Raw genomic sequence first — 19736 nt, forward strand, 5'->3', positions numbered from 1 at the left:
ACTGTTATTGTATTAAAAAATACGATGCAGATAACTCTAGTGAAATTTAAATATGAAAATAGCCCTTGTTGAAAATTTTGGTTCTGACTTTTACGGCGCAAGAATGCGCTACGCACTTTTTTTACAAGAAAAAGGCCACGAAGTAATTGCAATTGTTCCAAATGATGGTTTTGCAAAAAGAATTCAAGAGGAGGGCATAAAGACTATTGCCCTAAATGTTGATATTCGAAAAAGAAATTTGTCAAGTATGAAAATTTTTGCTGGAGAATTACGTAAAATTTTTAAAAGGGAACAATTTGATATTATTCATCTATATAGAATGCAGCCAAATTTAATTGGGACACCAATTGCTTATTTCAGTTCAAAAGACGCAAAAATAATTAATCACATTACGGGTTTAGGCGTTGCATTTACTAAAAACACACCAAAATATAATTTAATTAAATTTTGTATAAAATTATTATATAAAGTTAATAGCAATTTTTTTAAAGCCTCATTAATTTTCCAAAATGATGAAGATAAGAAGGAATTAGGTAATGACAAAAAGTTTTTTGTAGTAAAAGGAAGTGCTGTGAATGAAGACCGATTCGTACCTCATTTAGAAATTAATGACAATCTTAAAACTGAACTTCGGGAGACTGTTGGTATAAAAGATGGTATCACTTTTATTTTTGTTTCACGTCTTCTTAAACAGAAAGGTTTAAGTTACTTAATACAGGCAATTAATTCTATCAATAAATCGAATGAAACTGTAAAGATAAATCTTATAATAGCAGGCTGGTTAGACCCCAATAATCCGGATTCTTTTAGTCAAACCGAGATTGACATTTTCAGTAAATTAGAAAGAATATTTTTCTTAGGTAAAAGAACTGATATTAATGAACTGATTGCTTTTGCGGACATTGCAGTTTTACCCACCTTTTATCGGGAAGGGACACCACGTTTTTTGTTAGAAGCAATGGCAAGTGCGAAGCCTATTATTACTACAGATATGCCCGGTTGTAATCATCTTGTCAAAAATACTAAAAACGGAATTTTAGTTAAACCGGAAAGTACGGATGAACTGATAAAAGCGATTAAAATCTTAACAGGAAAGAATTTAAAAAATGCAGGTAGTGAAAGCCTAAAAATTTACGAAGAAGAATTTTCCGAAACAGTAGTTTATAATCACTTGCTTAATATTTATAAAATACATTAATGAAAATCACCATCACAGGAGCATCCGGCTTCGTCGGTCAGCATTTATCAAAACATTTGAAAGAGCAGGGAAATACGGTCGTACATTTATCCCTTAGAAATGAAGACTGGGATTTAGACCAAAATTCGGAGGCGGTGATTCATTTAGCCGGAAAAGCGCACGATACAAGCAACACTTCTGATCCGACATCTTATTTTAAAATTAATACCGATCTGACAATAAAGCTGTTTGATCAGTTTTTAGCTTCTGATATCAGCGGTTTTTTCTATTTCAGTTCCGTAAAAGCGGCTGCCGATACCGTTGAGGGCATTTTAGATGAAAATGACAATGCTGATCCTCAAACGCCCTACGGCAAATCAAAATTAGAAGCTGAAAATTATTTGTTAAGCCAAAAACTGCCCGCGGGAAAAAGACTCTTTATCATCCGGCCGTGTATGATACATGGGCCCGGAAATAAAGGGAATTTAAACTTACTGTACAAAGTCGTCGAAAAAGGACTTCCGTGGCCATTGGCAGCTTTTCACAACGAACGTTCTTTTTTAAGTATTGATAATCTTAATTTTTTAATTTTAAAAATGTTACAAAATAAGGATATTCCCTCAGGCGTGTATCAATTCGCCGATGACCACCATTTATCAACCAATGACCTGGTGAAAATTATTGCTGATGTTTCCGGTAAAAAAGAAAAGTTATGGAAAATCAATGCAAATCTCATTTCCGCTTGCGCTAAAGTCGGCGATGTTTTAAAATTACCACTTAATTCTGAACGGCTGAAAAAACTGACCGAAAGTTACGTCGTCTCCAATGCTAAAATAAAAGATGCTTTAAGAATCACTGAACTTCCCATTTCTGCTGCACAGGGACTGGAAAAAACCATCAAAAGTTTTCAACTATAATGAAATACCTTATCGTAACTGCTGCTTTATTGCTATGCATCCAGCTTTATTTCGCCATAGCCAAAAAATACAACATCGTAGATAAACCTAATGAGCGAAGCTCCCACAGCCGGATTACCCTGCGCGGTGGCGGGATGATTTTTCCCATAGCCTACCTGCTTTTTATGGGCTATGAAGTGCTGTTCAACCACTATGCATTTTACCTGGATAATTCGCCAATCCCTAATTTCTGGCTCTTCGGTCTGGGATTATTGCTCATCTGCGCCATCAGCTTTATCGATGACATCATCAATCTGTCGAGTAAAATCCGGTTGATCTTCCATTTTATTTCGGTGACTTTACTCCTTTATTTTTTAAATGCATTCCAGTTATTGCCGTTTTGGGCCATCCCAATGTGTTATATCCTCATTATCGGCATCCTCAATGCCTATAATTTCATGGATGGGATCAATGGGATATCAGGACTGTACAGTGTCGTATTGCTGGGTTCCCTATGGTTTGTCAATCAATATCTGGTCGAGTTTGTTACACCGGATTTCATCATTTATCCCATTATGGCGGCCGTCGTTTTTCTCTATTTCAATTTCCGGAAAAGAGCCAGATGCTTTCTCGGAGACATTGGGAGCATGGGCATCGCATTTTGGATCCTGGCGCTCCTTGGGTTATTAATCATCAAAACCGGCGAATTAAAATACCTGCTTTTTCTAACCGTTTATGGTATCGATGTGATTTCAACCATTGCAGAACGGCTAAGACTGAAGGAAAATATTTTCAAACCCCACCGCAGACATCTGTACCAGCTTTTTGCCAATGAACAGCAGGTCGATCACCGGCTCATCAGTTTTGCCTATGCACTTTTACAGGTCGTCATCTGCGCCGTCATCATCAAAGAAGAACACCTTGGCCTCTGGTTATTTCCGCTCATAGCACTGCCATTGATGGTGTTATACCTTATATTGAAATACCGATTAAAAAACACCTCCACCATGTAAATATTTATTCTCTGGATAAAATTACAGTTTAATGCAGGCTGGCATCTTTCAGACAGTATCACATAAAAGAGTTAATGGATATCTGTCATCAGTAATAAAATATCTTTATTCTGCCCTTTACCAGGTAAAATCAAAGATTCAACGTCGGAAACCTTTACCCTTTCTTTCTTATTGTTTTAAAGGAATTGGTGATTACGACGACCTTAAAAAAGTGAGAAAAACAGTCCATTTGTAACTGAAATCTGGGTTTCTTTCACGATGAAATTAAAAATTTTCATGATGATGAAGAAGGCCATTGATGCATCAAAAAATTAAAATAATTTGTCTGAGGGTGAGTTTTGAAAAAGTTCGGTACAGCTAAAAACACTTTTCTAATAACAAATAAAATGAATCAACCCGTTATCGATCTCCACTGTGATCTCCTCTCCTATTTAACCCAGCCGGATTCGCACCTTTACAATACCGAAGATATCGGTTGCGCCATTCCTTACTTAAAAAAAGGAAATGTGAAATTACAGGTTATGGCCCTCTTTGCAGCAGTTGAAGAAAAGAGCCATCAGTTTGGTTTAAAGCAAAGTGAAATTTTCCGGGATTTAAATATGCAGGAAAATGAATTATACCGTTTTGAAAAAGAGCATCTGGACAATTTCACCACCGCCGATAATATCGGAATGATTGCCGCAGTTGAAAGTGGCTCCGCATTTTGCGATGAAAACATCACATTGAAACAGGGATTTGAAAATCTGGAAAAGATCATCGCAAATGTTGGAAACCTCCTTTACATCAGTTTTACGCATCACGCAGAAAACAGGTTTGGCGGTGGAAACTGCTCCGCAGCGGGTTTAAAAAATGACGGTAAAGCAATGATCGATTACCTGCATAACAGAAACATTGCTATCGATTTTTCGCATACTGGTGATGCTTTGGCGTATGATATCCTCAATTATATCTCTAAAGAAAACATCAGTGTTCCCATCATAGCAAGTCACTCCAACTACCGTCCGGTTTTTGACCATCCGCGGAATCTGCCGGATGAGGTAGCCCAAGAAATCATTCACCGGAAAGGATTGATTGGTCTCAACTTCGTGCGCGCTTTCGTGAATCCGGAAAAAGCACACCGTTTAAATGACCATCTGGCACACGGAATTGAACTGGGCGGCGAAAATGCAGTCTGTTACGGCGCCGATTATTTTTACACCAAAAGTCATCCGGATCAGTCGAGGATTCCGTTTTATTTTGCGGAGCACGGAAATGCGGCTTGTTATCCGGAAATCAACACAGCCTTTGAAAAGCAGTTTGGCGCCTGGCAGACCGGTAAAATAAGCAGCCAGAATGCGCTGGATTTTATTAAACGTCTTTGGAAATAGGTGATGCGATGATTTGAGGATGGAACAGGAGATTCAAAAAATGTAAAATCTTAAAATAAAACAATGGCTCAGAAATTAAAAGATAATGACGAAAAATATTTACGCAGATGTCTGGAGCTTGCCAGCGAAGCCGTAACAGCAGGAGATGAAGCCTTCGGGTCCGTTTTAGTAAATAAAAACGGAGAAATTATTGCCGAAGCCCGGAACCGGGTAAATGAAAAAACCGTTCTAGCACATCCTGAAATTGAGCTGGCATACTGGGCTGCTGAGCATTTATCAGATGAAGAAAGAGCAAAAACAACCCTGTACACCACAGGAGAACACTGTCCCATGTGTTCAGCCGCACACGGATGGGTGGGCTTGGGTCCTTTGGTATATTTGAGTTCCGCAAAGCAACTCGGTGAATGGCAGAAGCAGTATAATTTTCCGGCTGCACCTGTTAATTTTTTACCGGCAGAAGATATCATTAAAAATACAGAAGTTCGCGGTCCGGCCATAGGTCAATTATTAGAAGAGATCAAAATGCTGCATCAGAAAGTCAGGGCCAAAAAATAAAATCGCTGCATCCTCCATTTTTATACCGCAGTTTCACCAATGCAGCCTAATGAAGATGAATATCTTCCGGTTGCTGAACTGTCATCTCTGCCACCAGCCCTTGGGTCGGCTTCTACCTATCTAAGGATAACGGCATAAATAAAAATGAAGGCTGGGGAATTTGATTAAAGAAAAAAATACGAAAACACCGGTAAATTTTAGCCACCTCATCACTTCAATTTCACTTATCGAAAAGGGTTATGGGTAGCATTAATGGTTGTTGGAGAAAATAATAATGAATTTTAGGAACACGCTATCAGATTAGGGTTTTTCAATCGCCGATCTAAATATATTAGCAATACCTTAAAATATAAAACGTATTAACTTATTTTTAACAAGGATATGGCACTAATGTTGGTTAAAACACTGTACAACAAATTAAAAAATTATAGTATGAAAAAATTAGTTTTAGCCATAATTTTCTTTGGTGGCCTGACCGCAGCTCAAGCGCAGCAGACCAAACCAAAAGAAAAAGATGAAGTAAAAAAGACCACCACCATTCCGCAGGAAATTCACAATATTGTGGATCCCAAACACCCTGAACACAGCGGTTACAAGGTTAAGAAAAAAACCAGAAAAGGCAATAAATATGTAAAGAGAGTGAACACCGAAAATAAAACTGCCACTATCAAAACTAAAAAAGCCGGTGAAATGGAAAAAAACGTAAAAACAGTTCCGATCAAATAAATTCAGAATTGTTGACATAAAAAAGGTGCAGATTTAAAATCTGCACCTTTTTTTATAGCGGTTTTACCTGTTCCAAAAACCATGATTTAATTTCGCCTTCCAAATCATTTTCTAATTTTTCCCTGCACCAGTCATGGTATCTGTTGAGCCAGTTTCTTTCGGGATCAGTTAATAATTCCGTGGCAATCACGTTTTTGTCGAACGGACAGATGGTTAAGGTTTCAAATTCATAGAACGTCCCGAAATCTGTGGTTTCCACTTCTTTTACAGCGATAAGGTTTTCATGACGGATTCCGTAATGGTAATCGTAATAGAAGCCGGGTTCATTCGACAAAACCATTCCCGGAATCAGTTCCTGCGGGTTCATGTCTTTCCGGATGTTTTGCGGACCTTCGTGAACATTCATAAAACTGCCTACGCCATGTCCGGTTCCGTGGTTGTAATCTTTCCCTTCCTGCCAAAGCGCCATTCTGGCAAAAGCATCAAGATGAACACCGCGGGTTCCTTTCGGAAATTTAACCATCGAAAGCTGGATCAATCCTTTTAACGCCAAAGTGCAGTTGTGCCTGAATTCATCCGAAGCTGTCCCCAGCGCCAAAGTTCGGGTGATATCAGTGGTTCCTTCCAGATATTGTCCACCGGAATCCACGAGAATCGTAGCCTCATTCGTAACTGCTTTGCTGCCTTCGCTTTTTGCAGAATAATGCATGATGGCACCATTTTCCTGATAACCCACGATACTGCCGAAACTTTCACCGACGAAGTTTTTCCCTTCCGCCCGGAATCCTCTCAGTTTTTCACCGATTGAATATTCGGTCATCGGTTCTTTTCCGGCTTGGTGAGTCAGCCAGTAAAGGAATTTCACCATCGCTACTCCATCTCGCTGCATCACAGTTCTGAAACCCTGGAGTTCGGTTTCATTTTTAATGGCTTTCATTAAATTTCCAGGAACGGGTGCTTTAATAAAAGTATTATTGTTTTTTAAAGCTTCGAAAATCAGTTGATTGCTGTTGGGCGAAACCAGGATCTGTTCGTCGCTGATATTTTTCAAATCGTTGTAAAACTCTTCATAAGGAAGCATCTTCACACAGGCATCATCCAGTTGCTTTCTGGATTCCACCTCTAATTTTTCTAAATCAACGTAAAGTTTTGCTTCATTTTTCGTCAGAATAATATATCCCAAAAAGACCGGATTGGATTCTACATCGCTTCCTCTTAAATTTAAAGTCCAGGCCACATCATCTAAACTGGAAATCACGTGCACCGAAGCGCCCAGTTCCTGCATCTTATTACGGATGTCGACCAATTTGTCGGTGACCGATTTTCCGGCTCTTTCAACGGGCTGTACAAAAATGGGATTCTTTTTAGCGTCCGGATTTCTGTTGGTCCAAATGTCTTTCAGCAAAGGCAAATCCACCAGTTTATTTCCTTTTGCGGCTAATTTTTCAGAAAGCAGTTCCCAGTTTGCATGAGAAGTTGCGATGGCATTGACGGCAACAGTTCCGTTTTCCGGGATCTCAGAATTAATCCAGTCGATATAATTTGGCGTGCCCTCCATTCCTTCTTTGAAAAGCTCAATTCCGGAACCTTGTAATTCTATGGGCGCCTGTACAAAATATCTTCCGTCGGTCCATAAACCGGCTTTACTGTGGGTAATAACCACGAAGCCCGCTGATCCGGTGAAGCCCGAAAGCCAGCTTCTTTCCTGCCATTCCGCAGGTAAATATTCACTCATGTGAGGATCCGCAGAATAGATAATAAAAGCATCGATATTATTTTCTGACATTTTTTGGCGAAGGGCCACTATTTTTTCTGATGAGGTCATAAGATCTAAATTTGACGTGAATTTACAAAGAATTTAAGGGTCTGGAAAAAGAAGGGTCTTAAAATTTTAATAAAAATTGATTTTATTCAAAATTTAACCTCGTGAAAGGTACCACTTCATCTCAATTGGATGCTATTTCTAATATATCGGTGCCTAATCTCTGGAATTTAAAGTAGTTCATTAGTGATTCACTTTTAAAGAACAGCACTCAATCTTTGAGTTGTATCAAAATACAAATGGCACTGATTTTTTTCACAGATCATACTATTTTTTGTAAAATTCATTTTCTTTACAGCTATAAAAACACCCTTCATTTTGGCCCTGATTGAAACGGTCTTGTTTTAAGACGGGAAAAAGAGGGACTGATTTTCTGGAGAAAAAATAAGTCTGGTGCTCCAGAAAATTATTTTTCTAACCAAAAAAAAAGTATACCGGAAATGAATCCGGTATACTTTAATGAATCTGTTTGAAAGATCTTATTTTTTAGCCGCTTTCATGGCAGCTTCTTTTGCTTTAAATTCCTGTTGTTTCGTTTCGTTTTTAGTGGATAAATATAATCCTTTCAATAAACTTACCGCATCTAAATTTTCGGGATCGGTCTGATACCATTTTTCTGCATAAGGTAAAGTTGCTGCCAGCCTCACTCTTCTTGCTTCGATGATTTTATTGGCTTCTTCAATTTTACCTGCTTTCCGCGCTGTGTTATAATCATCTACTGATTTGGCATCGTCACCCATCGTTAAGTAGGTAAGATTTTGCCAGGCCTGTGCAAAGTTCGGATTGATTTCTACTGCTTTTTTATAAGACGCAGCGGCATCTACCTGAGCGGCAGGGTCTTTACTTTGAATAACTCCTAAATTATACCAGCTGGTCGCGTCATTGGGATTCTTCGCCAATTGCGCTTTTAAACTTGCTACAAATTCATTGGTTTTTCCTGACTTAAAATAAGCAGTTCCCTGAAGTTCAGATAATTTAGAACTCATCGGGAATTTTTTCAGTCCTTTTTCAATTAACGATAATGCCTGTTCTGATTGGTCGGTATCGATAAGCAAGGCTGCGGTCGTTTCGTACAGTTCCTGCTCTAAACTTTTAGAAGTTTCGGTTTTAAAATCAGAATAATCTCCTGTGGCTCCCATCTTTTTATACAGTTCCCAAGTTGTTTTTTCCAGATTTTCAACTTCATTGCTTTTTTTATTTTTTGCAGTGTAAGTGGTTTCAACTCCCGTGAATCCGGAATTAATCAACTCCATATAAACCTCAGTGGCTTCTTTTTTCTTGTCTGCCAACGCGTAAGTGAGCCCTGAATAATACAGGTATTTTTTGTTATCCTGTCCGGCAGCTTTCAGTAAGTCATACACCTCCTGAAATTTTGGTGCGGCTTCAGCATATTTTTTTGCATTATAAGCTTCTAAAGCTGCTTTATTTGCGGATTCCACAACGGGATTGATCGATCCCGCCAGTTTATTGGTTAAAGTGGGACTGTAAGTCTCTTCCTTCAAACCCTGAACGCCTGATTCGTCAGCCGCTGTTTTCCCCACATAATAAACTTTGTTTTTCGAGGAGTCTTTTCCGACATAGATTTTATTTTTGGACAAATCATTAATTTTCGCCAAATAAGAAGCTCCCTGCGCAGTCTTTCCTGCTTTTAAAAGCGACAGTCCTTTAGCATAATAATACTGTTCCAAAACAGCCGGTTCCAGGAGATAGGTTTTATTCCCCATAGCACTTTCCGCCTGTGCGAGCTGCGCATTGGTGGTGGCAACATCTCCGGCGTCGATGGCTTTAACCGCAGCTGCGATTTCCTTTTTTTGTCCAAATGCGAATGCAACGGTTAGCATTGCTGCGCTTAAAAATATTTTTTTCATTTTATTTTAATTAAAAATTTGGTTGATTTATTATTCTGCAGATTCCTCTTGGCCTTCTGACTGATTGTTTTCTTCTGTCTGACTGTTTTCTGACTCAACCGTCGGGGTTCCAGTCAATGGAGTTTCCTCCTGTCCTTCTGCGCCTTCGGTTAATTCCTCTTCTTCAACGATGACTTCTTTGTCCATTTCCACTTTCGCGATGGCCGCAATTTCGTCATTTTTTTTCAGGTTGATCACTTTTACTCCCTGCGTATTTCTACCCATAATCCTCATCTCATCCATTCCCATTCTAATGGCAACGCCTGATTTGTTGATGATCATCAAACCATCCTCGTCAGTTACCATTTGAATAGCGATAAGATTTCCGGTTTTCTCGGTAATATTTAATGTAATTACTCCTTTACCGCCACGGTTGGTTACCCGATAGTCTTCTACCGCTGTACGTTTTCCGTAACCTTTTTCAGAAACCACTAAAACAGATTCATTCTGCACATCGTTCACAACAATCATTCCAATCACCTCATCCCCTTCATCCAAAGTAATACCGCGCACTCCGATGGAACCGCGCCCTACCGCTCTGGCTTTTTCTTCAGGGAAGCGGATACACTTACCGTTTTTAGTAGCAATCATGATTTCGGAACTTCCGTTCGTCAGTCTTGCTCCTAAAAGCTGGTCGTTTTCTCTGATTTCGATCGCATTCACTCCATTGGTTCTTGGCCTTGAATAGGCTTCCAATGAAGTTTTCTTGATGGTTCCGTTTTTGGTAATCATCACGACGTTCATTTGGTTTACATAATCCAAATCCTTCAAATCATTGGTTCTGATGTAGGCTTTGATCTTGTCATCGGGTTCGATATTTATTAAATTCTGAACCGCTCTGCCTTTGGAAATTTTAGAACCTTCCGGTATTTCAAATACCCTCAGCCAGAAACATTTTCCTTTTTCGGTAAAGAAGAGCATGTACTGGTGGTTGGTCGCCGCTACAATATATTCCAGGAAGTCTTCATCCCTGGTTGTTGCTGCACGGTTTCCTACGCCACCACGGCTCTGAACTTTGTATTCTGAAAGCGAAGTTCTTTTGATATAGCCTGCATGAGAAATCGTAAGCACTACTTTTTCGTCTGGAATTAAATCTTCAATCGACATTTCGCCTCCTGAATAATCAATTTCCGTACGTCTTTCGTCGCCATACTTTTCTTTCATATCTACCATCTCTTCTCTGATGATCTGATATCTTCTAGGTTCATTTGCCAGGATATCTTCCAAATCATTGATTAAAGCCATGATCTCGTCATATTCCGCACGGATTTTGTCGAGTTCCATTCCGGTTAAACGGGCGAGTCTTAAATCCAGGATCGCCTGCGCCTGAAGTTCAGAAAGATCAAATTCTTTCATCAACCCGTCTTTCGCCTCCGCAGGATTTGAACTGTGACGGATAATCGCGATTGCTTTATCCAGGTCATCCTGAGTCCCGATCACTTTCATGAAACCTTCAAGAATATGAGCTCTTTCTCTGGCTTTTCTTAAATCATATTTCGTTCTGCGGACAATTACTTCGTGTCTGTGTTCTACGAAATGAAGAATTAAATCCTTCACATTTAACTGAACCGGGCGCCCTTTAACCAAGGCAATATTATTCACGCTGAATGAAGTTTGTAACGCTGTATATTTATAAAGCATATTCAATACTACATTCGGTATCGCGTCATTTTTAAGTTCATAAACTACGCGCATTCCCTGTCGGTCAGATTCATCACGGATTTCATAGATTCCCGGAATCTTCTCATCCTTAACAAGCTCTGCTGTTCTGGCAATCATGTCCGCTTTATTCACCTGGTAAGGTATTTCGGTAACAATGATGGCATTTCTGTTTCCAATTTCTTCAAAACCTACTTTTGCACGGAGAACCACCCGGCCACGTCCGGTATGTAATGCATCCCGTACGCCGTCATAGCCATAAATGATCCCACCCGTCGGGAAATCGGGAGCGATGATGTGTTTCATCAACTCATCGATGGTGATTTCCGGATTATCGATATAAGCACAGATGGCGTCAATCGATTCCGTAAGATTATGGGGTGCCATGTTGGTAGCCATCCCTACTGCGATCCCCGAAGTTCCGTTCACCAAAAGGTTCGGAATTTTCGTTGGCATCACGGTTGGTTCCGTCATGGAATCATCGAAGTTATTTTGAAAATCAACCGTATCTTTATCAAGGTCTGCTAATATTTCATCAGAAATCTTTTTCAGTCTTGCTTCCGTATAACGCATTGCTGCGGGCGGATCGCCATCTACAGAACCAAAGTTACCCTGCCCGTCGACTTGGGGATAACGCAAACTCCACGGCTGCGCCATTCTTACCATCGCATCATAAACAGAGGTATCACCATGTGGGTGATACTTACCGAGGACATCTCCTACGATTCTCGCTGATTTTAAATGTTTTCTGTTTGAAAAAACGTTCAATCCGTACATTCCGTAAAGAACTCTTCTGTGTACGGGCTTAAGACCATCTCTTACATCGGGTAACGCTCTGGAAACAATTACCGACATCGAATAATCGATATAAGAGGATTTCATTTCATCAACAATGTTGATAGGAATTAACCTTTCTCCTTCTGTATGCATAGTATTTTAATAAAATGAAAATCAAGCAGTTATAGCTATACTTGATCTTTCTTACAATTCTGATTTTAATAACGTGCTAAAGTACGAAAAAATTACCGATTTTTGCGCTATAATTTCCTTAGAAAATCATAAAAAAAGTTAAAAAAATGAGTGTTTTAAGCATCACTTTTCATACCACCGAAACCATCAGTAAAGAATGGGATCACTACCTGGAAAACAATCTTCATCAAATGGTCGAAAACCTAATCGATGCAGAAAAATACATCCTCTCAGAAGTTGAAACTGAAATGATCTCGGAGGGTAAAAACACGAACCTGCTTTTGATTTTTGAAAATGAGGAAAAACGCCAGGATTTCGTCGAAATCGAATTAATAAATATTACCGACCGGATTCTTAAAGAATTTGGCCAAAATGTGATGATTTTCAAAACGTATCTGAATCCGAAAAAGTCGAGATTTTAATCCTTGAAGATCCTGTTCATAAATGATAAAAAATATTTAAAGCGCAAAGTCACAAAAGAAAATTTAAAAAAAAACGGTAAAAGTAACTTTCCAGACCGCTTTCCTTTTTTAATCTTTTGAAAAACTTAAAAAAGACGGTAGCTTTTGTGACTTTTGTGGTTTTTAAAACACATTTAAACAGGCTCTAAATCACTTCCAGAAACCTCATCGTATCGACCTTGTCGGCATAAGTAGCCAAGCCGGGATTCTGAGCTTCACCAAAGTTAATGGAGTCGAGACCCAATTCCGGTTTTGCAACAATCGCCTGAATACTGGATTCATTTTCAGCAATGAAACTTTTCACTTCTTCAATGTCGCTGTACCGGCTGAAATTCAGCACAGAAAGTGGCGAGAATAACGCTTCGTCTTCCTTGAGCATCACGAAATTATTATCCCAAAAGCGCTCCGCATTCAACAGATAAACCGCACGGTTGTACTCATAATTATTGGCGTATTTGTTATGATTAATGACTTCTTTAAAATGAAGGAAATTTTCAAATATTTTGTCGATTAAAAAATCCTGAGGAATAAAAAGCCGCGTAACATTCCGACAACCCAACCCAAAATACCTGAAAATATCTTCTGCCAAAAGCTGCAGTTCTTCTATGGTTTCATCTCCTTTTAAGACCGCGACCGACGTTCGGTTTTTACGGATAATACTTAATGAATCTTTAAAATAATACTCCAGATATCTTGCGGTATTATTACTTCCTGTGGCAATAACGGCATCAAAATCAGTCAACCGCTCCGCAAATTCGTATTGAATCTTTCCATCGGAAAATTCATTCCATTTGCCGAGCAGAAAAGGCAGCATTGTTTTGTCTTTTGACGACAGTTTAATAACGGGAACATGCTGACTTAAAATCACTGAAATCACATCGTGAAATCCCACCAACGGGATATTTCCCGCTAAAATCAGTCCTACCTTTTTAGGCGTTTTGGCAACTTGATATCCGGCAAGCCATTTTTTCAGCTGAGTTTCGGTCAGTAAATCCGCCCATTGCTTCAAGGCAAATTTTTGATTTTCAATGGTAAACCATGAATTCTCAATTTGAGACCTTCTCAAAACCGCAGAAAACCGTTCGTCTTCTTCATTAAAATCAGCGGGATTTTTGTGTAAAAACTCTTTAATATAAGTACTTAGTTTACACAGTCCCGAAATTTGCTTTTCTATGTTCATTGTATGGATAATTGAGGTATTTTCAGCAATTTGCACAAAGCAATAAATTTCTTCGGAACCGTATTCCAGCAGGGACTTTTCTTGCTCCCTTACTTTCTGCGCTACGACACGGGTACCACTTTTTAAAATTCCCAGATAAACTTATATATTCCTTTATTGTTTGCTTTTGCAAAGTTACTTATTTGTTGAAAGTACTGCAAACAAGTGCAATAATAATTACTTGATGGTTTTCCCGTGCCATTTTTCAGTAATAATTCATTCAGACATTCTCTGGACGGTAAAATCACACAGGCTAATCGGCGAGCGGAAAGTCTAAAAGGTTTTTTCTTTCCTGTAGAACCGTGATCATGGCTCCAGATGGCTCAACTTGTAAAACATAACCAAACTCATAAGTCCGGACTGCAGCAAAAGACCAGCGGGAAGGCGGCTTTCCGCTTCATGCCCGCGCATCTGCTGCTGAGAGACACCTCGAGGTGCGTCGAGGTCATAAAGCGTATTTCCTTGGTCTCCTGACTGAATCCTTCTTTGACGATTTAACGCTCACCAACCAAAACTCTGCCGATAATCCAATGAGTTTAAAACGAGTAGTTGTTATCGTTTGTATTTGCTTATTATCAAAATCTTGTTTTGCGTCAGTTTTTATTCTGTCAAACCATAGGTTTACTTTATTCATATAGATGTCATAGTATAGCTTTACTTTTTATTTGTTTAAGTCAATATATAGTTTTACTTTTGTTGTATTAAAGTCCAACTATCACTTTATAAAATGAGAAAAAAATCATTACAGCTTCAACAGATTACTCACAAATTAAATCAATTTTCTGCTGTTGAGCATGTGGCTATGCCCCCTACCGGGTGGATCAAGGCGATCAGAACTTCTCTCGGAATGTCAATGCAACAGCTGGGGGAAAAACTGTCGGTATCTAAACAGGCTGTTCAGGATCTGGAGCGAAGAGAACAGGAGGAATCGATTACGTTGAAATCCCTTCGCGAAGCAGGGAACGCTATGGATTTGCGGTTGGTTTACGGTTTTATTCCCAAAGACGGATCTCTGGATCATCTGATTGAAAGAAAAGCCAGGGAATTGGCTAAGGATGTTGTTCTCCGCTCTTCCAACACAATGAAACTGGAAGACCAGGAAAATAGTCAGGAACGCCTTGTCAAAGCCATTGAAGAAAGAACTGAAGCAATCATTAAAGAAATGCCTAAAATACTGTGGGATTAAATCTTCAGTACATCGACGGACAAACGCCTCTTGAGGAGGAAGAAAAGGAAGGTCTGCTTATTCCCACCATTGCGATCAGGGAAGAGCTTGATGAATTTGAGCAGCAAAACATTGAAGAAGCTGTGTTCTGGACCCTCACACGAAAATTAAAGGCCCAGGATTTATTCACCGAAAAATTCATTAAAGCCCTGCATAAAAGAATGTATGGAAATGTATGGAAATGGGCCGGTGAATTCAGAAAAACGAACAAGAATATTGGTGTTGACCGGTGGCAAATTCCTACCGAAGTTAAAAATCTGCTGGATGATGCGCTTTTTTGGATTGAACACCACACCTATCCGCCAGAAGAGATTGCGCTGCGCTTCAAACACCGACTGGTAAGCATTCACTGTTTTGCGAATGGAAACGGCAGACACAGCCGCCTCATGGCAGATCTTATTATTGAAAAAATATTTGGTTTACCTGTATTCACCTGGGGATCGTGGGGCAATCTTTCTAAAGATGGGGAAGCGCGGAAACAATATCTGCAGGCTGTTAAAAAGGGTGACTTGCACGATTACACGCTCTTGCTAAAGTTTGCCCGAACCTAAATTCTACATTCACCACAGCGAAATTCTATTGCCCTGAACGGAATGCAGCTGGCGGGATACGGGGCAACAACGGTTTAGCTGTTGAGAGGTGCGTATCATTGCCTTTCTGTTATTTGTTATGGTTTTACCCGTCTAATTCCAACTGGTAATGGGCGCTGCGGCCGCGTCCGATTTCGGGATTGAATTCACGAATTACAGAATCAGAGACAAAAGGACAAATTTCATTTCTCATCACTCCAAAGATAATTTTTTGAAAGTTTGCAGTTAAAAGGTCAACAAGTGATATAACAAGCTCTTAATTCGCATGCTTTCAATTACTTTTAATTGAATGATCGAAAAAAATCAATGTCCTATCCATCACTATTTGAGCGAAAAGCTGGACAATACAGAGAAAATTCTTTATCTTTGTACAAATTTAAAAAATAAAGTAGCAATGGCTATTAAAATAACCGACGAATGTATTAATTGTGGCGCTTGTGAGCCGGAATGTCCCAACAACGCGATCTATGAAGGAGCAGTAGACTGGAAAGCATCAGATGGAACTGCCCTGAAAGGTAAAGTAGTTTTGAAATCAGGCTTGGCTGTGGATGCTGATGACCCGCAAGAACCCGTAAGCGACGATGTGTATTTCATTGTCACCGATAAATGTACCGAATGTATCGGCTTTCATGAAGAACCGCAGTGCGCGGCTGTATGCCCGGTAGACTGCTGTATTCCAGATGAAGACCATGTGGAATCTGAGGAAAGTTTGCTCGAGAAAAAAGCCTTTTTACACGGAGAATAAGTAAATTCGCTCACAAACCGTGGGCGTTTTTTTTATAACATTTCTAATTTATTCGAATTTCAGGAATATCAGCGACCAGTTCTTATAAAAACCAAAAAGTATGAGCAAAATACACAACTTCAGTGCAGGACCATGCATTTTACCGCAGGAAGTTTTTCAGAAATCTGCCGAAGCAATTCTCGATTTTAATGGAAGCGGACTGTCGATTTTAGAAATATCTCACCGCAGCAAGGATTTCGTAGCCGTAATGGACGAAGCCAGAGCGATTGTAAAAAGACTGATGAAACTCGGCGACGACTACGAAGTTTTATATTTAGGTGGTGGCGCGAGTTTGCAGTTTGCAATGGTTCCCTTTAATTTAATGAAATCCGAAAACGGAAAAGCTGCTTATTTAGATACCGGAACCTGGGCTGCAGGAGCGATTAAGGAAGCGAAAAAATTAGGCACCGTTGATATTGTCGGTTCTTCTAAAGCAGAAAATTATTCTTTCATCCCGAAAGATTATACCGTCGGAAGCGAATACGATTATTTTCACTGCACTTCTAACAATACGATTTACGGAACCCAAATGAGAACATTCCCGAAAGTGGATACGCTGATGGTTTGCGATATGAGTTCTGATATTTTCTCCAGAGTGATTGATTTCTCCCAGTTTGATTTAATCTATGCCGGCGCTCAGAAAAACATGGGTCCTGCAGGAACAACTCTGGTTGTGGTAAAAAAAGAAATCTTAGGCAAAACGGGAAGAGATATTCCTTCAATGTTGGATTACTCTTTACACATTGCCAAAGAATCCATGTACAATACACCGCCCGTTTTCCCGGTTTATGCTTCGCTTTTAACATTGCAGCATTTAGAAAACCATGGTGGAATCGCTGCCGCAGAAATTAGAAATGAAGCAAAAGCGAAATTATTATATGCTGAAATCGACCGCAATCCATTATTCGAAACCTTCTGTGTGAAAGAAGACCGTTCATTGATGAATGTCTCTTTTAAATTATTGGATGAGTCTAAAAAAGAAGAATTCGATAACGCCTGGAAAGCTGCAGGAATCAATGGTTTGAATGGCCATAGGAGTTTAGGAGGTTACCGTGCGAGTCTGTACAACGCGTTGCCCATTGAAAGTGTTCAGGTTTTAGTTGATGTAATGCAAAATTTAAAATAAATGATAGTTCTTGCTAATGACGGCATTTCAAAAGCCGGAGAACAACTGCTGAAAGACGCAGGAATCGAAATTCTGGAAACAAAAGTTTCACAGGAACATCTTATCAGTTTCATTAATGAAAACAAGGTAGACGTGCTCTTAGTCCGAAGTGCCACAAAAGTGAAAGCTGATCTAATCGATGCCTGTCCCGGTTTGAAAATCATCGGTCGCGGCGGCGTAGGTATGGACAATATCGACGTAGAGCATGCGATTGAAAAAGGAATTTATATTATCAATACACCGAAAGCATCCTCCCGTTCGGTAGCCGAAATGGTTTTTGCCCACTTCTTTTCGTTGGCAAGATTTCTGCATGAATCCAATAGACTGATGCCGCTGGAAGGGGAAACCCATTTCAAAGCGTTGAAAAAATCTTTTTCAAGTGCGGTGGAATTAGAAGGGAAAACTTTAGGAGTGATCGGTTTTGGCAGTATCGGAAAAGAAGTCGTGAAAATCGGAATCTCTTTAGGAATGAAAGTAAAAGTGCTCACAAGAAAACCGAAAACCGAAAAAGTTACTTTAGACTTTTTTGATGGGCAGCAACTGCATTTTGAAATTTCCACTGAAAATGACATGGATCAGTTCCTGTCCGGTTTGGATTTCCTCACCGTTAACACCCCAAAAACGGCCGGCTATCTTTTGGATGCACCGCAGTTCGAAAAAATGAAAGACGGCGTTTTTATCGTTAACACCGCAAGAGGAGGCGTGATCAACGAAGTTACCTTGCTGGAGGCCATCGAAAACGGAAAAGTCGCCGGAGCAGCTCTGGATGTGTTTGAAAATGAACCTACCCCTGAACTTGCCCTTTTAATGAATCCTAATTTGTCTCTTTCACCCCATTTAGGTGGAAATACACAAGATGCCCAACAGAAAATTGGTAAAGAACTTGCGGAACAGATTATTGAAATTAAAAAGAAACTACAGTAGTATATGCCTATATTTAAACCATTTCGGGGAATCAGACCAACCGAAGATTACGTAGATATTTTCCCAACCCACCCGTTGGATAATTACTCCCAGGAGGAAATTAATAAAAAATCTCAAGTGGATTCGTCCTACATCCAGATGGTTAAACCCTACGTGGTGAGCAAATCAAAAGATATCGACCGGAACCTTCGAAAAATCAGAACCAATTTCGAAGAGCTTTTGGCTGACCGAAAATTAGTGCAGGATCACTCGTCCTATTATTTGTATGAACAGATCTTGCCTAATAAAACCATATTCCGCGGACTTTTAGGTTTGGTCAGTGTCGAAGACTTTCGGAATGGAAAAATAAAAAAACACGAATCTACGCTTACCTACAGAAAAGAAAAACTGGCTTATTATCTGGATAAAGTCAATGTACAGGCAGAACCCGTTTTGCTTACTTATCTGGCAAACCCGAAAGTGGAAATGCTCATGAACCATGAGGAAAAAAATGTACCTATCCTTAATTATTTAGATGACAACGGCATCAGACATAAGGCCTGGAAGATTGATAACCGCCTGAAAATGCTTCAGTTTAAAGAAGTTCTGGAGCAGATTGACTCCTTTTATATCGCCGATGGCCACCACAGAATCGGATCCACCGCACTGAATGCAGAAAATCAAAAGAAAAAAAATAAAAAACATACCGGAACAGAACATTATAATTACGTCTTCAGTTTCGTTGTTTCCAACCAGTCGATCAAGATTCATGATTACAACCGGCTTTTGAGTGATTTGAACGGATTGAATGAAAAAGAATTCCTCCAGAAAATTGAGAAAAATTTCCGAATTCATGAAAAAGGAGAAGAACCGTACTACCCTTCTCAGAAATTCCACATCTCGATGTATCTGGGCGGAAAATTTTATTCGCTTCACGTTCATCATGATTTAAGGAAGCAACAGGGTGAGATGAATGATCTCGACCATTATTTATTGGAAGAATATATTTTTAAAGATATTTTAGGAATCGATGATCCGAAAACAACCGAAAAAATAACCTATATCAAAGGAAGTTCGGATATCGAAGGAATTAAGACCATCAAAGCAAAGGTTGATTCCGGCGACTTTAAAGTAGGATTCGGAATTTATCCTGTCAGTTTTAATGATTTATTAAAGGTTTCCGATAACAAAATAATCATGCCGCCCAAATGTACTTATATCGAGCCGAAACTGGTAACTGCATTAATAATGTACGATATGAAGCAGTAAATTTACTTTTTGTTATTAATTTTTTTTAA

At 39.4% G+C, this 19736-nt stretch carries 17 protein-coding genes; 13 read left to right on the top strand and 4 right to left on the bottom strand.

The window, feature by feature from the left end:
- Nucleotides 1–52 precede the first annotated feature (52 nt).
- The 6 genes from QF004_RS04765 (at nucleotide 53) to QF004_RS04790 (ending at nucleotide 5734) form a co-directional block, all read left to right on the top strand.
- Nucleotides 53–1198, top strand: a complete 1146-nt coding sequence (locus tag QF004_RS04765) for a glycosyltransferase family 4 protein (RefSeq protein ID WP_307423359.1) — start codon at nucleotides 53–55, stop codon at nucleotides 1196–1198.
- Nucleotides 1198–2094, top strand: a complete 897-nt coding sequence (locus QF004_RS04770; RefSeq protein ID WP_307423361.1) for an NAD-dependent epimerase/dehydratase family protein — start codon at nucleotides 1198–1200, stop codon at nucleotides 2092–2094. Before QF004_RS04765 ends, QF004_RS04770 begins: the two co-directional genes overlap by 1 nt.
- Complete coding sequence (locus QF004_RS04775) at nucleotides 2094–3086, top strand: glycosyltransferase family 4 protein (RefSeq protein ID WP_307423364.1); 993 nt, start codon at nucleotides 2094–2096, stop codon at nucleotides 3084–3086. The genes QF004_RS04770 and QF004_RS04775 overlap by 1 nt, the downstream gene beginning before the upstream one ends.
- A gap of 386 nt (nucleotides 3087–3472) precedes the next feature.
- Nucleotides 3473–4453: a dipeptidase gene (locus QF004_RS04780; RefSeq protein ID WP_307423367.1), complete on the top strand. Its 981-nt coding sequence runs from the start codon at nucleotides 3473–3475 to the stop codon at nucleotides 4451–4453.
- 63 nt (nucleotides 4454–4516) lie between these two features.
- On the top strand, nucleotides 4517–5008 hold the full coding sequence (locus tag QF004_RS04785) for a nucleoside deaminase (RefSeq protein ID WP_307423370.1): 492 nt from the start codon (nucleotides 4517–4519) through the stop codon (nucleotides 5006–5008).
- A 432-nt stretch (nucleotides 5009–5440) separates the two neighbouring features.
- Nucleotides 5441–5734, top strand: coding sequence for a hypothetical protein (locus QF004_RS04790; RefSeq protein WP_307423372.1), 294 nt, complete (start codon nucleotides 5441–5443; stop codon nucleotides 5732–5734).
- Nucleotides 5735–5786: 52 nt separating this feature from the next.
- Here the strand turns inward: QF004_RS04790 and QF004_RS04795 are convergent, their stop codons facing one another.
- The 3 genes from QF004_RS04795 to gyrA form a co-directional block, all read right to left on the bottom strand.
- The gene (locus tag QF004_RS04795) at nucleotides 5787–7559 is read right to left on the bottom strand and encodes an aminopeptidase P family protein (protein ID WP_307423375.1); all 1773 of its coding nucleotides are present in this window, start codon (nucleotides 7557–7559) and stop codon (nucleotides 5787–5789) included.
- A 476-nt stretch (nucleotides 7560–8035) separates the two neighbouring features.
- The gene (locus QF004_RS04800; RefSeq protein WP_307423378.1) at nucleotides 8036–9424 is read right to left on the bottom strand and encodes a hypothetical protein; all 1389 of its coding nucleotides are present in this window, start codon (nucleotides 9422–9424) and stop codon (nucleotides 8036–8038) included.
- Nucleotides 9425–9454: 30 nt separating this feature from the next.
- Entirely contained in the window at nucleotides 9455–12052 is a 2598-nt protein-coding gene (gyrA, locus tag QF004_RS04805; protein ID WP_307423381.1) for a DNA gyrase subunit A, read from the bottom strand.
- 146 nt (nucleotides 12053–12198) lie between these two features.
- Here gyrA and QF004_RS04810 point away from each other — a divergent pair, with 146 nt between their 5' ends.
- Entirely contained in the window at nucleotides 12199–12513 is a 315-nt protein-coding gene (locus tag QF004_RS04810) for a DUF4286 family protein (protein ID WP_133441001.1), read from the top strand.
- Between the two features lie 184 nt (nucleotides 12514–12697).
- On the opposite strand, the gene QF004_RS04815 is transcribed toward QF004_RS04810, so the two are convergent.
- On the bottom strand, nucleotides 12698–13732 hold the full coding sequence (locus QF004_RS04815; protein WP_307423384.1) for an acyl-CoA reductase: 1035 nt from the start codon (nucleotides 13730–13732) through the stop codon (nucleotides 12698–12700).
- A 766-nt stretch (nucleotides 13733–14498) separates the two neighbouring features.
- Here QF004_RS04815 and QF004_RS04820 point away from each other — a divergent pair.
- The 6 genes from QF004_RS04820 (at nucleotide 14499) to QF004_RS04845 (ending at nucleotide 19707) form a co-directional block, all read left to right on the top strand.
- Nucleotides 14499–14957, top strand: a complete 459-nt coding sequence (locus QF004_RS04820; protein ID WP_307423388.1) for a mobile mystery protein A — start codon at nucleotides 14499–14501, stop codon at nucleotides 14955–14957.
- Nucleotides 14948–15547, top strand: a complete 600-nt coding sequence (locus QF004_RS04825; protein ID WP_307423390.1) for a mobile mystery protein B — start codon at nucleotides 14948–14950, stop codon at nucleotides 15545–15547. Before QF004_RS04820 ends, QF004_RS04825 begins: the two co-directional genes overlap by 10 nt.
- A 433-nt stretch (nucleotides 15548–15980) precedes the next feature.
- Nucleotides 15981–16331 (top strand): 4Fe-4S binding protein, encoded by a 351-nt coding sequence (locus QF004_RS04830; RefSeq protein WP_133441003.1) that lies wholly within the window; start codon nucleotides 15981–15983, stop codon nucleotides 16329–16331.
- 100 nt (nucleotides 16332–16431) lie between these two features.
- Nucleotides 16432–17496, top strand: coding sequence for a 3-phosphoserine/phosphohydroxythreonine transaminase (gene serC / locus QF004_RS04835; RefSeq protein ID WP_307423393.1), 1065 nt, complete (start codon nucleotides 16432–16434; stop codon nucleotides 17494–17496).
- A complete protein-coding gene (locus QF004_RS04840) occupies nucleotides 17497–18459 on the top strand; it encodes a D-2-hydroxyacid dehydrogenase (protein ID WP_307423397.1) in 963 nt (320 codons plus the stop codon). It begins immediately after the preceding gene.
- Between the two features lie 3 nt (nucleotides 18460–18462).
- Complete coding sequence (locus QF004_RS04845; protein ID WP_307423400.1) at nucleotides 18463–19707, top strand: DUF1015 domain-containing protein; 1245 nt, start codon at nucleotides 18463–18465, stop codon at nucleotides 19705–19707.
- The last annotated feature ends 29 nt before the right edge of the window (nucleotides 19708–19736 follow it).

Origin of the sequence: Chryseobacterium sp. MDT2-18, from assembly GCF_030815285.1 — a bacterium.
GTDB lineage: Bacteria > Bacteroidota > Bacteroidia > Flavobacteriales > Weeksellaceae > Kaistella > Kaistella salivictor.

Coding starts and splice junctions, on each gene's coding strand:
- QF004_RS04830 (WP_133441003.1), top strand. CDS start 15,981: ATGGCTATTAAAATAACCGACGAATGTATTAATTGTGGCGCTTGTGAG.
- QF004_RS04785 (WP_307423370.1), top strand. CDS start 4,517: ATGGCTCAGAAATTAAAAGATAATGACGAAAAATATTTACGCAGATGT.
- QF004_RS04795 (WP_307423375.1), bottom strand. CDS start 7,559: ATGACCTCATCAGAAAAAATAGTGGCCCTTCGCCAAAAAATGTCAGAA.
- QF004_RS04770 (WP_307423361.1), top strand. CDS start 1,198: ATGAAAATCACCATCACAGGAGCATCCGGCTTCGTCGGTCAGCATTTA.
- serC (WP_307423393.1), top strand. CDS start 16,432: ATGAGCAAAATACACAACTTCAGTGCAGGACCATGCATTTTACCGCAG.
- QF004_RS04810 (WP_133441001.1), top strand. CDS start 12,199: ATGAGTGTTTTAAGCATCACTTTTCATACCACCGAAACCATCAGTAAA.
- QF004_RS04815 (WP_307423384.1), bottom strand. CDS start 13,732: ATGAACATAGAAAAGCAAATTTCGGGACTGTGTAAACTAAGTACTTAT.
- QF004_RS04845 (WP_307423400.1), top strand. CDS start 18,463: ATGCCTATATTTAAACCATTTCGGGGAATCAGACCAACCGAAGATTAC.
- QF004_RS04765 (WP_307423359.1), top strand. CDS start 53: ATGAAAATAGCCCTTGTTGAAAATTTTGGTTCTGACTTTTACGGCGCA.
- QF004_RS04840 (WP_307423397.1), top strand. CDS start 17,497: ATGATAGTTCTTGCTAATGACGGCATTTCAAAAGCCGGAGAACAACTG.
- gyrA (WP_307423381.1), bottom strand. CDS start 12,052: ATGCATACAGAAGGAGAAAGGTTAATTCCTATCAACATTGTTGATGAA.
- QF004_RS04800 (WP_307423378.1), bottom strand. CDS start 9,424: ATGAAAAAAATATTTTTAAGCGCAGCAATGCTAACCGTTGCATTCGCA.
- QF004_RS04780 (WP_307423367.1), top strand. CDS start 3,473: ATGAATCAACCCGTTATCGATCTCCACTGTGATCTCCTCTCCTATTTA.
- QF004_RS04775 (WP_307423364.1), top strand. CDS start 2,094: ATGAAATACCTTATCGTAACTGCTGCTTTATTGCTATGCATCCAGCTT.
- QF004_RS04820 (WP_307423388.1), top strand. CDS start 14,499: ATGAGAAAAAAATCATTACAGCTTCAACAGATTACTCACAAATTAAAT.
- QF004_RS04790 (WP_307423372.1), top strand. CDS start 5,441: ATGAAAAAATTAGTTTTAGCCATAATTTTCTTTGGTGGCCTGACCGCA.